We start from the raw sequence: 15,228 nt of genomic DNA on the forward strand, positions 1-15,228 counted from the left end.
TTTTCCAACCACCCCAACCCTTTCCGCCCCAGCCCATGCTCCTACCGCGACTGAGACGATTCCTTGGTTCTTTAACGGCCCTGCTGCTCCTAAATTCGGCTTTATTTGCACAATCGATTGTGTTGACAAACCCGATCCTATCTGGCTTCTACCCAGACCCTAGCGTGATTCGCGTCGGGACGGATTACTACCTAGTCAACTCCACGTTTTCCTACTTTCCCGGCATCCCGGTTTTTCACAGCAAGGACCTGAAGAACTGGCAGCAGATCGGCAACGTCATCAGCCGGCCCACGCAGATGAACTTCCTGGGCGACCGGATGACGCGCGGACTGTTTGCGCCGGCCATCGAGCACAACAACGGCACCTACTACGTCACCTGCACCCAGATCGACCACAAGGGCAACTTCGTGGTGACGGCCAAAAACCCCGCCGGCCCCTGGAGCGACCCGGTATTCTTGCCCGAGGTACGCGGCATCGACCCCTCGCTGTTTTTCGAGGGCGACAAGGCCTACGTCATCTACAACAGCGACCCGCCCGACAACAAGCCGCTGTACTCCGGCCACCGCTCCATCAAAATCATCGAGCTGGACCCGGTGAAGCTGCAGACCGTGGGCGAGGCCAAAATCGTGGTCAACGGCGGGGTGGACCTGAGCAAAAAGCCCGTCTGGATCGAAGGGCCGCACCTGATGAAGCGCGGCAGCTGGTACTACCTGTACGCGGCCGAAGGCGGCACCTCTGTGAACCACACCGAAGTAGTGTTCCGGGGCAAATCGGCCTGGGGGCCATTCGTGCCCTACGAGAAAAACCCGATTCTCTCGCAGCGGGAGCTGCCCCAGGACCGCAAAGACCCGATTACCTCGGCCGGGCACGCGCAGTTCGTGGACGGGCCCGACGGCAAGACCTACGCCATCTTCCTGGCCGTGCGCCCCTACGAGGGCAACCACTACAACACCGGCCGCGAGACGTTTATCGTGCCCGTGGAGTGGAAAGACGAGTGGCCGGTGACGGTGCCGGGTCCCAATGGCGTGCAGTACAGCTACCCGGCAAAATTTCCGGAGGTGAAGCAGCCCGGCGCCCGGCCGCAGAGCGGCAACTTCGGCTACACCCTCACCTTCGAGAAGCAGCTCGATCCGGCCCTGCTCTTCATGCGCACCGTGGACAGCAGCAGCTTCTCGCTGAGCAAGGCCAACGGCCTTACGCTGAAGCTCAAGCCCGAAACCGTGGCCGAAACGGGCAACCCGGCCTTTATCGGCAAGCGGCAGCAGCACATGTACGGCAGCACCGAAACCGAGCTGAACTTCGCGGCCAAAGCGGCCAACGAATCGGCGGGCTTGGTGGTGTTTCAGGACGAAAAGCACTTCTACTACCTCTGCAAATCGGTGGCCGACGGCAAGCCGGTGGTGCAGCTGCTGAAAAGCACCGCCGAGGTCAACAAAACCGAGAAGCTGGCCCAGGCCCCGCTGAAAGCGGCCGGCGGCAAGCTGGGGCTGCGGGTCAGCTTCGCGGGCGACAAGTACGGTTTCCAGTTCTCGGAGGACGGCAAGAAGTGGCAGACGCTCCAGGACCAGGTGGACGCGCGCTTCCTGAGCACCCAGACGGCGGGCGGCTTTATCGGCTGCGTGCTGGGCATGTACGGCACCTCGGCGGGCCAGCCCACGACCAACACGGCCGCCTTCAAGTGGCTGAAATACGCGGGTAACGACCCGATGTACCGCAAATAAGCCCCGCCGTATGCGTTATTTTAGCCTAATCACCTTGCTCGTGTTACCCCTCGGCGCCGCCCGGGCCGCCCAGCCCGTTCAGATAAATAGCCCCGACGGGGCCGTGCGCGTGACGGTGGACCTGACCGCCCAGGGCCAGCCTACTTACGCCGTGCGCTACGGCCAGACGGAGCTGCTGCAACCCTCGCGCCTGGGTCTGAAGCTGGCCGGCGCCGACCTCAGCCAAGGCCTGCGCCTGACCCAGGCCGATAAGCCCAGCACCGTCGCCGACGACTACCAGCTCAACACCGACAAGCGCGCCCACTGCCGCTACCGGGCCACCCGGCGCGTGCTGCACTTCGCGGGCGCGGCCGGCGGGCCGCAGCTCAGCGTCATCTTCCAGGTGTCCGACGACGGGGTGGCGTTTCAGTACCTCATCGAAGGCCCGGCCAAAGACGTGCAGCGCATCACGCAGGAAGCCACCACGTTTCGGCTGCCGGGCGGGGCCAAGGGCTGGCTGCACCCGCACGCCAAGGCCCAGACCGGTTTTGCCAACACCCAGCCCTCGTACGAGGAGAATTACCAGCGCGGAATTGCAGTCGGCACGCCTTCGCCGCTGGGCCAGGGCTGGTCGTTTCCGGCCTTGTTTCAGACCGATGGGCACTGGCTGCTGCTGACCGAGGCCGGCATGGGCCGCACCTACTGCGGCGCCCACCTGGCCCACGAATCGGCGGGCGGCGAGTACCAGGTGGCCTTTCCGCAGGCGCCCGAAAAAACCACGCCCGAAGCGGCTTTGCTGCCCGAAAGCCCGTTACCCTGGCGCACACCCTGGCGCGTGCTGGTGCTGGGCAAGTCCCTGGCTCCCATCGTGGAATCGACTTTGACCACCGACCTGAGCGCGCCGACCCAGACGCCCGTGCTGCCCAATGCGCCGGGCAAATCGTCGTGGTCGTGGGTGCTGATGGGCGACCAGAACACCACCTACGACGTGCAGCGCCGCTTTATCGACTACGCGGCCGATATGCGCTGGCAGTACTGCCTGGTGGATGCGCTCTGGGACAAGCAGATCGGCTACGACAAGGTGCAGGAGCTGGCTCAGTACGCCCGTAGCAAGAACGTGGGGCTGCTGGTGTGGTACAACTCGAACGGGAGCTGGAACCAGGCCCCGCAGACGCCCACCAACGTGCTGTTTGAGCCCGAAAGCCGGCGCCGCGAGTTTGCCCGCATCAAGCAGATGGGCGTGGCCGGGGTGAAAATCGACTTTTTCGGCGGCGACGGGCAGTCGTTTATGAACTACTACCAGGATTTGCTGGTGGACGCGGCCCAGGTCGGGCTGCTGGTGAACTTCCACGGCGCCACCCTGCCGCGCGGCTGGAACCGCACCTACCCCAACCTGATGACGATGGAGGCGGTGAAGGGCTTCGAGTTTCTGACCTTTGACCAGCGCAACACCGACCAGGAAGCCACGCACTGCGCCACTCTGCCCTTTACCCGCAACGCGGTGGGCCCGATGGACTTCACGCCGGTGGCGTTTTCGGAAATCCGGGGCAAGCAGCGCCGCACTTCCAACGCCTTTGAGCTGGCCCTGGCGGTGCTGTTCCAGTCGGGTATCCAGCACTACGCCGAAACGACCGAGGGCATGGCCGCCCAGCCCGCCTACGTGCAGGACTTCATGCGCAGCCTGCCGCCGCGCTGGGCCGATGTGAAGTACCTCGACGGCTTCCCCGGCGGGTACGCCGTGCTGGCCCGCCAGGCCCCCGACGGCCGCTGGTACCTGGCCGGCATCAACGGCACCGACCAGCCCAAAACCCTGCAACTGGACCTGGGCAAGCTGGGCCTCTCGGCCGGCACCGTCATCACCGACGGGGACACCAACCGCAGCTTCCGCACCCAAGCCGCGACGGGCAAGACGCTGAATCTGACGCTGCCCGCGCGCGGTGGCTTCGTGGTGCGGCCCTGACGCCCAGCTGTTGCGCCTCCCCCCCGCCCCCTCGCCGAAAAAGGAGAGGGGGAGCCAGAATTTTTTAGGTCTGCTGATTCCGCTGGCTAAATACGACCAGTGAATCAGCAACCCAGGCTGAAAAAGGCCACCTGAGCCTATTTGAAACCTGCTTCCACTTCGTCAGGCTCTCCTCTCCTTTTCGGCGAGGGGGCCGGGGGTGAGGCGCGATGAAGAGGTAGAGATGCTTCGACAAGCTCAGCATGACGGCCTTTTCCGCTCCCTTGCCTCCTGCCTACCGCCGCATCCTTTTCCATCCGAATGAAACACGCTTTACTCCTCGCGCTAGGTGCCGTTCTGCTCGGCGCCAGCCCCAGCCTGGCGCAAAAAGTGCCCATAGAAGCCCCCAAGGGCTTCGACCAGCCCCGGCCAGGTATTGCCACGGGCCGCATCGATACCATCAGCTACGCCTCCAAAACGGTGGGCACGGTGCGCCGGGCGCTGGTGTACACGCCGCCGGGGTATTCTAAAAAGAAGAAGTACCCGGTGCTCTATCTGCTGCACGGCATCGGCGGCGACGAAAAGGAGTGGCTGAAAGGCAGCCGGCCGCAGGTGATTCTCGACAACCTCTACGCGGAGGGCAAGCTGCAACCCATGCTGGTGGTGATGCCCAACGGCCGCGCCATGCAGGACGACCGGGCCGTGGGCAACATCTTCAGCCCCGACAAGGTGGCCGCCTTCGGCACCTTCGAGCAGGATTTGCTCACCGACCTGATTCCCTACGTGCAGCGGCACTACCCTGCGCTGAAAACGCGCGAAAACCGGGCCGTGGCCGGGCTGTCGATGGGCGGCGGGCAGTCGTTGAACTTCGGGCTGGGTCACATGGAGCAGTTTGCCTGGGTAGGCGGCTTTTCCTCGGCGCCCAATACCCGCAAGCCCGAAGAGCTGGTACCCGACCCTGAGAAGGCGAAGAAGCTCCTCAAGCTGCTCTGGATTTCCTGCGGCGACGCCGACAACCTGCTGCCCGTCAGCCAGCGCACCCACGACTACCTCTACCAGCGCGGCGTGCCCCACGTGTACTACCTGGAGCCCGGTGGCCACGACTTTAAGGTCTGGAAAAATGGGCTCTACATGTTCGCGCAGCAGCTGTTCAAGCCCGTGGACGTGGCCGCCCTGCCCCGCTACACCGTGCTGGGTACGCCGGCCGCCACCAACGTGCGCAACGCCAAGTACCCGCAGCTGCTGCCCGACAACCGGGCCGTGTTTCGCCTGAAAGCCCCCGGCGTGCAGCGCGTGCAGCTGGACCTGGGCCGCAAATACGATATGGTCAAGGACAGCACCGGTACCTGGACGGCCACCACCGACGTGCTCAGCCCCGGCCTGCACTACTATTCGCTTATCCTCGATGGCCTGCCCATTGCCGACCCCGCCAGCGACACCTTCTACGGCATGGGGCGCATGGCCAGCGGCCTGGAGGTGCCCGGCCGCGGCACGGACTTCTACGCCCTGCGCGACGTGCCCCACGGCGAGGTGCGCGAGCGGCGGTTCTACTCCAAAGTCACCAATTCGTGGCGCCGGTTTTTCGTGTACACCCCGCCGGGCTACGACGCCAACGCCGCCACCAAGTATCCGGTGCTGTACCTGCTGCACGGCGGCGGCGAAGACGAAACCGGCTGGGCCCGGCAGGGCAAAGCAGACCTGATCCTCGACAACCTGCTGGCCGAGAAAAAAGCCAAGCCCATGCTCGTCGTCATGCTCGACGGCAACCTAGGCGGGCCCGGCGGGCTGGCGGGCTTCGGGGAGGCTACGCTGAAACGCTTCGAGGACGAGCTGAAGCAGGTGGTGCTGCCGCTGGTGGAAAGCAGCTACCGCACGGCCCCCGGCGCCCCCAACCGCGCCCTGGCCGGCCTCTCGATGGGCGGGCTGCAGACGCTTTACGCCGGCGTGCGCAACACCGACATGTTCCAATACCTGGGCGTGTTCAGCTCCGGCTTTTTTGCCAACAACCCGCAGCTTTCGGACCCACAGTACGCCTTCATGCAGGCCAATGCCACTACCATCAACGCCAACCTGCGGCAGCTGTGGCTGTCGATGGGCGGGCCCGAAGACATTGCCTACGCCAACAACAAGGCCATGCGTGCCCGCTTCGACGGGCTTGGCATCCGCTACGCCTACAGCGAGTACCCCGGCGGCCACACCTGGCCCGTGTGGCGCCACGACTTGTACCAGTTTGCCCAGCAGCTGTTCTAGGCTGCCCCATTCTCCCCGTATGAAAAAAGCTCTGCTCCTGCTGCTGCTCGGCCTGCTGGCCAGCCTCGGCCTGCAAGCCCAAAACCCGATACTGCGCGACGCGTTTACGGCCGACCCGGCCCCGCTCGTGTACCACGACACGCTGTTTCTGTATACCGGCCACGACACGGCCTCGACGCAGGAAACCAACTACAAGATGCCCGACTGGCGCATCTACTCCACCACCGACATGGTGCACTGGCAGTCCTACGGCCGGCGACTCTCGCCGCGCACCTTCGCCTGGGCCACCGGCGACGCCTACGCGGCCCAGTGCGTGTACCACCGGGGCAAGTTCTACTGGTTCGTGTCGACCTTTCACAAGAAGGACGAGCACAGCCAGGGCGGGGCGGCCATCGGCGTGGCGGTGTCGGACCGCCCGACGGGGCCGTTTCGCGACGCCATCGGCCGGGCGCTCATCGTCAATGAAATGACCCGGGACCAGCCCCACGCCTGGGACGACATCGACCCCACGGTATTTATCGACGACGACCAGCAGGCCTACCTGTACTGGGGCAACGGCAGCTGCCGCTGGGTGAAGCTCAAGGACAACCTGACCGAGTTGGCCGGCCCCATCAACGTCTTCACGCCCACTGGCTACATGGAGGGGCCGTGGGTGTACAAGCGCAACAAGGTGTACTACCTGGTGTACGCCGGCAAAGGCACCAAGCCCGAAATGATTGAGTACTGCACCGCTCCCAGCGCCACCGGGCCCTGGACCTACCGGGGCATCATTCAGCCGAACGTGCCCAACAGCTTCACTACCCATCCGGGCATCATCGACTACAAAGGCCAGAGCTACTTTTTCTATCACAACGGCGCCCTGCCCACCGGCGGCAGCTACCGCCGCTCCATCTGCGTGGACATCCTGCGCTACAACCCCGACGGCACCATTCAGCCCATCGTGCAGACCACCCAGGGCGTGGCCCCGGTGAAATGACGGCGCTTCAACCGTCCAACTCCGTCCGTCATGCAGAGGCGAAGCCGAACCGAAGGTCGCCGTAGGCAAGCATCTCGCGTGCTGACCTGGCGCGGCTACCTTAAGAACGTCATGTCGAGCGAAAGACATCTCGCTCGCGTGGTAATCTGCTCGTTGCGCGAAACGGGTGCTATCCGGCATCAGCCCGTGAGCTGTCTTTCGCTCGACATGCCGGGCTGATGATTTCGTCCATTCTTTCCCTGCTTTCCATGAAACACGTCGTTTCGATCATCCTGCTGCTGCTCGGGCTGCTCAGCGGCGCCCGTGCATTCGGGCAAAGCAAGCCGGCGCAGAACCCCGTCATCTTCGCCGACGTGCCGGATATGGCCCTGATCCGGGTGGGCCGCACCTACTACATGAGCAGCACCACCATGCACCTGAGTCCGGGCGTGCCGATTATGAAATCGATGGACCTGGTGAACTGGCAGCTGGTCGGCTACGCCTACGACACGCTGGCCAACGTGGACGCGCTGAATCTGACGAATGGCCAGAGCACCTACGGGCGCGGCTCCTGGGCCAGCAGCCTGCGCCTGCACCGCGGCACCTACTACGTCACGACCTTCGCCCAGACGACCGGCCAAACCTACGTTTACTCCACCCGCGACATCGAGAAAGGCCCCTGGAAACGGGCGGCGTTCCGGCCCAGCTACCACGACCACTCCCTGTTTTTCGACGACGACGGCCGCGTGTACCTCGTGTACGGCAGCGGCAAAATCCGGCTGGTCGAGTTGACCGCCGACGCTGCCGGCGTGCAGCCCGGCGCCCCCGAGCAGGTGCTCATAGCCAACGCCAGCGCCCCGGCCGGGCCCAACATCAACCTGCCGGCGGAAGGCTCGCAGCTCTTCAAAATCAACGGCAAGTACTATCTCTTCAACATCGTGTGGCCCAAGGACGGCATGCGCACGGTGCTGGTGCACCGCGCCGACCAGCTTACCGGCCCCTACGAAGGCCGCGTGGCCCTGCAGGATCTGGGCGTGGCCCAGGGCGGCCTCATCGACACGCCCGACGGCCGCTGGTTTGCCTACCTGTTCCGCGACTTCGGCGCCGTGGGCCGCATCCCGTACCTGGTGCCCGTGCGCTGGCAGGATGGCTGGCCCGTGCTGGGCGACCCGGCCGGCAAAGTGCCCGCCGCGCTGGCGCTGCCCGCCAATAAGCCCCTGATTCCCGGCGTGGTGGCCTCCGACGAGTTCAGCCGGCGCAAGGGGGAAGCCCGGCTGCCGCTGGTATGGCAGTGGAACCACAACCCGGCCCGCGAGCTGTGGTCGGTGACGGAGCGGCCCGGCTACCTGCGCCTGCGCACCGACCGCGTGGACACCACCTTCCTGCGGGCCCGCAACACCCTCACCCAGCGTACCATCGGCCCCACCTGCGCCGGCCGCACCGCCCTCGATGTGTCGCACCTGCAGGACGGCGACGTGGCCGGCCTGGCCCTGCTGCAGCGGCGCTATGGGCTGGTGGGCGTGACGCAGCGGGGCGGGCAGCGCTTCATCGTGATGGTCAGCGCCGAATCGGAAAAGCCGGTGGAGCTGCAGCGCATTCCGTTGGTGCAGAACACCGTGTACTTCAAAGCCACCTGCGACTTCACGGACCGCCGGGACGTGGCCACCTTCTTCTACAGCCTCGACGGCAAGACCTGGCAGCCCATCGGCGCGCCGCTGAAGATGGCCTACACGCTGCCGCACTTCATGGGCTACCGGTTCGGGCTGTTCACCTACGCCACCCAGCACCCCGGCGGCTACGCCGATTTCGACTATTTCCGCATCGAGGACAAGCTGAAATAAAGAACGTCTGGCGGCAGGTAGTCATCTGCTCATTCCCGAAAAGCAAAGCACCCGGACCGTCATGTCGAGCGAAGGCGAGACATGACAGGCAAAACAGTTCTTCTACCAGCTTCCACCAGCCCAATGACAATGCGCAACTTTCGCCGCTGGCGGCAGAATTTACTGCTTACAGGTCGCCACCGTGCCGTCGTCCGGCTCCTGCGCTCCTTTTCAGAGCGGGGACCGGGGGGTGAGGCGCTCTGCCTGCTAAGCATCCTGCTGCTACTCACCACTGCCGCCACGGCCCAAAACCCGTTCATCACCAGCCAGTTCACCGCCGACCCCACGGCGCGGGTGTTCGAGGGCCGGGTGTACGTGTACCCGTCGCACGACATTCCCTGCGGGCCGGGGCGCGGGCGCATCGGCTGGTTTTGCATGGAAGACTACCACGTATTTTCCTCCGCCAACCTCACCGACTGGACCGACCACGGCGTCATCGTGACGCAGAACAAGGTACCCTGGGTGAAGCCCGACAGCTACAGCATGTGGGCCCCCGACTGCATCCAGCGCAACGGCAAATACTACTTCTACTTCCCCACCACGCCCCAGGACACGACGCTTAACGGCCGCGGCTTCACCATCGGGGTAGCTGTCGCTGATAAGCCCACCGGCCCGTTCGTGCCGCAGCCGCAGCCCATCCGGGGCGTGCGCGGCATCGACCCCAACGTGTTTATCGACCGGGACGGGCAGGCCTACCTGTACTGGTCGCAGGGCCACATCTACGGAGCCAAGCTGAAAGACAACATGCTGGAGCTGGCTGAAGAACCCAAAACCCTCGGCGAGTTGCCGACCAAAGGCCTCAAGGAAGGCCCCTTTCTGTTTGAGCGCAACGGCGTGTACTACCTCACCTACCCGCACGTGGAGCACCAAACCGAGCGGTTGGAATACGCCACCAGCACCTCGCCGCTGGGGCCGTTCAAGGTGCGGGGCGTTATCATGGATGAGTCGCCGACCGGCTGCTGGACCAACCACCACTCCCTGCTGCAATTCAAAAACCAGTGGTACCTGTTCTACCACCACAACGACCTCTCGCCCCGTTTCGATAAAAACCGCTCCATTCGCCTGGACAGCCTATTTTTCGAGCCCGATGGCCGCATCCGCAAAGTCACTCCCACCCTGCGTGGCGTGGGCCTAACCGACGCCCGGCAGCGCATTCAGCTTGACCGCTACAGCCGCCTCAGCCCCCAAGGCGCGGCCATTGCCTTGCTGGATACCGCCAACCCGTTTCAGGGCTGGAAAACCGTGCTGTCGGGGCCGCAGGGCTGGGTGCAGTACAACGGCGTGGCCTTCGGCCAGCAGCCGCTAAAGACCATCACGCTGCGCGTAGCGGCACCGGCCGGCGCCACGGTGCAGGTGCGGGCCGACGCGGCCACCGGCCCGGTGCTGGCGCAAGTCAGCGTACCGAAAACCAGCGGCTGGCGGGAAGTGCGGGTGTCCCTGGCAGCGTTTCGGCCCGGCACCCACCCCCTGGTCGTGCAGTCCCGGACGGCCGCGCCAGTCGAAATCGACTGGATCCGGTTTGAATAAAGCTCGAAAGCATGCCCGTAAACGACGGGCCGCCGACTTTGACGGCCGCCGTTTACGGGCCGTCCCACACTTTCTCAGACCAGGCTTCGACGGCCGCCTGATTCCTGGAATAACGAAACGCCCGGTACGCGGCGCTGAGCCGGACTCAGCAACGCGTACCGGGCGTTTCGTTTGCCGTTTTGAGGCTTGTACCCGGCTTACTCCTTCACGAAACGCTGCGTCTGCACGTGCCCGGCGGTTTCCACGCTCAGCAGGTATACGCCCTTGGGCAACGTCGTCACGTCGAGCTGCGCGGCGGGCTGGGTGCCGGCGTGTGCCTGGCGCAGCACCGTGCGGCCGAGCAGGTTGGTCACCGTCAGCTGCTGCGGCTGCCCGGTGGTCAGCCGCACGTTCAGCACGCCTTGCACCGGGTTGGGGTACAGCTCCAGCGGGGCGGCTTTTTCATCCAGGCGGTTAGGAGCAGCCGTAGCGGAAGCACCGGCCGTTTCGCGGGCAGCGGCGTTGCGGGTGATGCGAATCCAGTTAAGGTTCCAGCCGCCGGTCTGGGCAAACACGCCGAAATTGTACGTACCCGCGTTGACGTTGACCGTGCGCGACACCGTCGTCCAGTTCTGCCAGCCGCCGGTGGCCGGCACCGCCGTGTTGCCCAGCTGAATCGAGCCCGCGTTCAAATCCGACGAGAGGGTGCCGCCAGAGGGGCTGGCCACCCGGTACTCGATGGTGTAGCTGCCCGAGGTCGGGAAGTTCACGTTGTTGTAGGCCAGCCAGTCGCCGGCATCCACGTAGCCCACGTTCTGCCCGCCTTCGGAGCAGGCTTCCACCTGCACGCCGTTCATGGCCGAGTAGCTTTCGGCCTGAATGGTGGTGGAGCTGGGCGGCGTGCTGGTTTTCTGGTACACCCGCACGTAATCGACGGACATGGTGGCGGGCAGCTTGCCTTCGTCCACCGTCTGCCCGGGCCAGTTGCCGGCCACGGCCAGGTTCAGCAGCAGGAAGAAGGGCCGCTGAAACTCCTCGGTGCTGCCCGTGCCGCCCTGAATCAGAATTTCGTGGTACTTGGCCCCGTCGACAAACCAGCGGATGTAGCTGGCGTCCCACTCCACCGAGTACACGTGGTAGGCCTCGGGGGAGGTGATGACGTTGCCGCCGTACTCGGCGTGGCCGTTGCTGTCCCAGTGCACGGTGCCGTACACCTTGTTTTCGCTGTTGATGTGCTCCATCACGTCGATTTCGCCGCAGGCCGGCCAGCCCACCGAGCCGATGTTGGCCCCCAGCATCCAGAACGCGGGCCATAGTCCCTGGCCCAGCGGCAGCTTCATGCGCGCCTCGATCTTGCCGTAGGTAAACTGCCGGGTGCCCTGGGTTTTCATGCGGGCCGAGGTGTAGGGCATGCCGCCCACGCTCTGCTTGCGGGCCGTTATCTGCAATTCCGTGCTCGTCACGGTGGCGTTGGCGCGCTGGTAGTACTGCCGCTCGTTGTTGCCCCAGCCGCCGCCGCCGGTTTCGAACACCCAATCGGGGCTGATGCTGCCGTTGAACTCGTCGGCCCAGACGAGCTGGTAGGTTTGGGCCTGGGCGTGGGTGGGCGCGGCCAGGCACAACAAGGCCGCAGCCCCCGCGCCCAGCAGGGAGGTAAACAGGTTTTTCATAAGGTGTTTGGGTTGGGAATGGTTGGGTCGGGGTCGGAGGGGCACTACCTGCTTGCGCCAGGAGCCGGGCGGCGGATGCTCAGGGGGCTGATCCGCGGCGGCAATACCCTAATATTTATACTTGCCGGGCTAAAATGCAAGCACCAAAACCCTGCGTCTGAAGCCAAAACACGGCCGTTGTACGCTTGCTGCCCCGTGTGGCGTACACTTAGCACACACGCGGAAAGGCCGCGCAACCAGCCGCCGTACAGTAGCCAGCCGGCGCCGCGTGCGGATAAAAAACACCTGAAAAACGCTACCGAGCCGGCTACTTTTTTCACTTATTCGCCCTCCCGACTGGTCACTGGCCGGGCTCCGCCTACCCCCTGCTATACCTGGTACCCCGGCGGAAACCCACGCCATGCCAAACCAGCCACTCACTCGGCGGTAATAACTGGGCCGGACGGCCCCTTTCCCTTCCTGCCTCTCACGCCTAGCCCCCTCCTACTCATGCTCGACCTCGTCATCGACGCCCGCCCGGCGGCGCTCAGCGCCGGCTTCAACGTGCGGCGCATCCTGCCCTACCGCCTGCGTCGCATGCTCGGGCCCTTCATTTTCATGGACCACGCCGGGCCGGTGCAGGTAGCGCCCGAGCAGGTACACAACCTCGACGTGCTGCCCCACCCCCACATCGGCCTCTCCACCGTCAGCTACCTGTTCGGCGGGCAGGTCACGCACCGCGACAGCCTGGGCGTGGAGCAGATCATCCGGCCCGGCGAAGTGAACTGGATGACGGCCGGCAGCGGCATTGCGCACTCCGAGCGGTTCGAGGACCCGGCCACGCTGGCCGGCGGGCAGCTGGAAATGATTCAGACCTGGGTGGCACTGCCCGAAGCGGCCGAGGAAAACGCGCCGAGCTTCGTGAACTACCAGCCCCAGGAGCTGCCCATTTTCACCGATACCGGCGTGTGGATGCGCCTGATTGCTGGCGACGCCTACGGCCTCCATAACGACGTGCGCACCCATTCGCCGCTGTTTTACCTGCACGTAGTGCTGCAGCCCGGGGCGCGATTCGGCCTCCCGCGCGGCTACCCCGAGCGCGGCGCCTACGTGGCCAAGGGCCTGGTGGAAGTGGGCGGGCACCGCTACGGCCCCGGCCAGCTACTGGTCTTCACGCCCGGCATCGACCCGGTTATCGTGGCCCTGGAAGCCAGCACGCTGATGCTGCTGGGCGGCGAGCCGCTGGGGGAGCGGTTTATCTGGTGGAATTTCGTGTCCTCGCGCAAGGAGCGCATCGAGCAGGCCAAGGCCGACTGGCAAGCCGGGCGCATCGCGCTGCCGCCCAACGACAACGCCGAGTTTGTGCCCCTGCCCGAGGACCGCACCCGCCCGGCCGGCACCGGGGGCGCGGCCCCGCCCCCGCAGGCGCTATCGTAAGGCCCGGATGGTCGTTGAAATTTTCGGCGCGGCGGTGGCGTTGCTACTTTGGAGCCGGCTGCGCCTGACGAGCGGTGCGGCCGGCCTCTGCGTATAGTTCCGCATCTTCCCTTCCACTCTCCCCAACGTCATGCAACGCCCCACCCGTCCGCGCCGGACGCTGCCGCCGGCCAACACCAAGTACGTCGTCATTGTGGTCCTCATTGCCCTGGTGCTCATGTGGCTGCTGGAGCGCTTCGCCGGCTAAAGAACTGCCGCGGTAAGAACGACCTCATCCAGGCCGTCATGTCGAGCGAAGTCGAGACATCTCGCGTGCTTCGTTGAACGACCAAGAAAGAACGTCATGCTGAGCCCCGCGAAGCATCTCTACCGCACGATTCAACGAAGCGGTAGAGATGCTTCGACTGCGCTCAGCATGACGTTCCGGTTTATCACCCCTACCGTCGGCACGCGATATTCTTCGCTACGCTCTGAATGACGTTCTAATCATGCGGGGCGCCTTTACCCACAGAGCGCAACGCGCCGCGGCGGAACGGAGTATTTAGCAGCGCCCCGCGGCCGCTGGCCCCTCCGCCGCCGTGCCCGGGCCGCTCCGCCGCATGATTCCGCAGTTTTTATTCGCCACCGGCATCGAAAACAGCAACCCGACCATTCAGAACGGCCGGGTGCGCATCGATGAAATGGCCAAGTGCCGCCACTACGAGTTCTGGCAGAAAGATTTCGACCTCGTCGAAGAGCTGGGCATCCACTTCCTGCGCTACGGCCCGCCGATCCATACCACCTGGCTGGGGCCGGGCAAGTACGACTGGACCTTCGCCGACCTGACCTTCCGCGACCTGGGCCGCCGCAACATCGCCCCCATCGTGGACCTATGTCACTTCGGCCTGCCCGACTGGCTGGGCAACTTCCAGAACCCGAATTTCCCGGCCCTGTTTGGCGACTATGCCCGGGCCTTTGCCGAGCGGTTTCCGTGGGTGCAGCTCTACACGCCGGTCAACGAAATGTTCATCTGCGCGCAGTTTTCGGCCCTTTACGGCTGGTGGAACGAGCAGTTGAGCAGCGACCAAAGCTTCGTGACGGCGCTCAAGCACATCGTGAAGGCCAACGTGCTGGCCATGCACGCCATCGGCGAGGTCCGGCCCGACGCGCTGTTTATCCAGAGCGAGTCGTCGGAGTACTTCCACGCCGAAAACCCGCAGGCCATCAAGCCGGCCGAGCTGATGAACGCCCGCCGCTTCCTCTCGCTGGACCTCAACTACGGCCGGCGCGTGGACTCGGAGATGTACGAGTACCTGCTCGACAACGGCATGACGCGCGAGGAATACCACTTCTTCCTGCGCAACCACCGCCGCCACCAGTGCATCATGGGCAACGACTACTACAAAACCAACGAGCACCGCGTGCGCGCCGACGGCAGCACCACGGCCTCGGGCGAGGTGTTCGGCTACCACGTCATCACCCGCCAGTACCACGACCGGTACCACCTGCCGGTGATGCACACCGAAACCAACCTCTGGCAGGGCCCCTGCGGCGACGAGGCCGTGAACTGGCTCTGGAAGGAATGGGCCAACGTGCTGCGCGTGCGCAACGACGGGGTGCCCATCGTGGGCTTCACCTGGTACTCGCTCACCGACCAAGTCGACTGGGACTCGGCCCTGCGCGAGGACCGCGGCACCGTGAACCCGCTGGGCCTCTACGACCTGGACCGCAAAATCCGGCCCGTGGGCGCGGCCTACAAGCAGCTCATCCACGACTGGCGCCAGGTGCTGCCCGCCCAGAGCGTGTGCCTGCAGGTGCCCATTGTGATGCCCCACGACGCAAGCCAGGAATGGGCCCAGCAGAAGCAGGACCAGGCCGAAGCTCAGCAGCAGGACAAAACCACCGTGGCCGCCAACGCGCCGAGCTAAGGAGC

General features: G+C 64.9%; 9 protein-coding genes. 8 read left to right on the top strand and 1 reads right to left on the bottom strand.

What is annotated here, in order from left to right:
- The first annotated feature begins 35 nt into the window (after window positions 1-35).
- The 6 genes from FDY95_RS03925 (at window position 36) to FDY95_RS03950 (ending at window position 10,251) form a co-directional block, all read left to right on the top strand.
- On the top strand, window positions 36-1,721 hold the full coding sequence (locus FDY95_RS03925) for a glycoside hydrolase family 43 protein (RefSeq protein ID WP_138075395.1): 1,686 nt from the start codon (window positions 36-38) through the stop codon (window positions 1,719-1,721).
- 40 nt (window positions 1,722-1,761) lie between these two features.
- Window positions 1,762-3,660: a glycoside hydrolase family 97 protein gene (locus FDY95_RS03930; protein WP_246073922.1), complete on the top strand. Its 1,899-nt coding sequence runs from the start codon at window positions 1,762-1,764 to the stop codon at window positions 3,658-3,660.
- Window positions 3,661-3,960: 300 nt separating this feature from the next.
- The gene (locus FDY95_RS03935; RefSeq protein ID WP_138075397.1) at window positions 3,961-5,889 is read left to right on the top strand and encodes an alpha/beta hydrolase-fold protein; all 1,929 of its coding nucleotides are present in this window, start codon (window positions 3,961-3,963) and stop codon (window positions 5,887-5,889) included.
- 19 nt (window positions 5,890-5,908) lie between these two features.
- Window positions 5,909-6,865: a glycoside hydrolase family 43 protein gene (locus FDY95_RS03940; RefSeq protein WP_138075398.1), complete on the top strand. Its 957-nt coding sequence runs from the start codon at window positions 5,909-5,911 to the stop codon at window positions 6,863-6,865.
- Between the two features lie 248 nt (window positions 6,866-7,113).
- The gene (locus FDY95_RS03945; protein ID WP_138075399.1) at window positions 7,114-8,685 is read left to right on the top strand and encodes a glycoside hydrolase family 43 protein; all 1,572 of its coding nucleotides are present in this window, start codon (window positions 7,114-7,116) and stop codon (window positions 8,683-8,685) included.
- A gap of 129 nt (window positions 8,686-8,814) precedes the next feature.
- On the top strand, window positions 8,815-10,251 hold the full coding sequence (locus tag FDY95_RS03950; RefSeq protein ID WP_138075400.1) for a family 43 glycosylhydrolase: 1,437 nt from the start codon (window positions 8,815-8,817) through the stop codon (window positions 10,249-10,251).
- A 197-nt stretch (window positions 10,252-10,448) separates the two neighbouring features.
- Here FDY95_RS03950 and FDY95_RS03955 read toward each other — a convergent pair whose 3' ends face one another.
- Complete coding sequence (locus tag FDY95_RS03955) at window positions 10,449-11,900, bottom strand: carbohydrate-binding protein (RefSeq protein ID WP_138075401.1); 1,452 nt, start codon at window positions 11,898-11,900, stop codon at window positions 10,449-10,451.
- A 489-nt stretch (window positions 11,901-12,389) separates the two neighbouring features.
- Between FDY95_RS03955 and FDY95_RS03960 the strand changes: the two genes are divergently transcribed.
- Window positions 12,390-13,316: a pirin family protein gene (locus FDY95_RS03960; protein WP_138075402.1), complete on the top strand. Its 927-nt coding sequence runs from the start codon at window positions 12,390-12,392 to the stop codon at window positions 13,314-13,316.
- A 578-nt stretch (window positions 13,317-13,894) separates the two neighbouring features.
- The gene (locus FDY95_RS03965) at window positions 13,895-15,223 is read left to right on the top strand and encodes a family 1 glycosylhydrolase (RefSeq protein ID WP_246073914.1); all 1,329 of its coding nucleotides are present in this window, start codon (window positions 13,895-13,897) and stop codon (window positions 15,221-15,223) included.
- The last annotated feature ends 5 nt before the right edge of the window (window positions 15,224-15,228 follow it).

The sequence above is a fragment of the Hymenobacter jeollabukensis genome, assembly GCF_005771675.1.
Lineage (GTDB): Bacteria > Bacteroidota > Bacteroidia > Cytophagales > Hymenobacteraceae > Solirubrum > Solirubrum jeollabukense.

Excerpts from the sequence above, each read along its gene's own strand:
- FDY95_RS03925 (WP_138075395.1), top strand. The coding sequence starts at position 36 with ATGCTCCTACCGCGACTGAGACGATTCCTTGGTTCTTTAACGGCCCTG.
- FDY95_RS03935 (WP_138075397.1), top strand. The coding sequence starts at position 3,961 with ATGAAACACGCTTTACTCCTCGCGCTAGGTGCCGTTCTGCTCGGCGCC.
- FDY95_RS03940 (WP_138075398.1), top strand. The coding sequence starts at position 5,909 with ATGAAAAAAGCTCTGCTCCTGCTGCTGCTCGGCCTGCTGGCCAGCCTC.
- FDY95_RS03945 (WP_138075399.1), top strand. The coding sequence starts at position 7,114 with ATGAAACACGTCGTTTCGATCATCCTGCTGCTGCTCGGGCTGCTCAGC.
- FDY95_RS03950 (WP_138075400.1), top strand. The coding sequence starts at position 8,815 with ATGCGCAACTTTCGCCGCTGGCGGCAGAATTTACTGCTTACAGGTCGC.
- FDY95_RS03955 (WP_138075401.1), bottom strand. The coding sequence starts at position 11,900 with ATGAAAAACCTGTTTACCTCCCTGCTGGGCGCGGGGGCTGCGGCCTTG.
- FDY95_RS03960 (WP_138075402.1), top strand. The coding sequence starts at position 12,390 with ATGCTCGACCTCGTCATCGACGCCCGCCCGGCGGCGCTCAGCGCCGGC.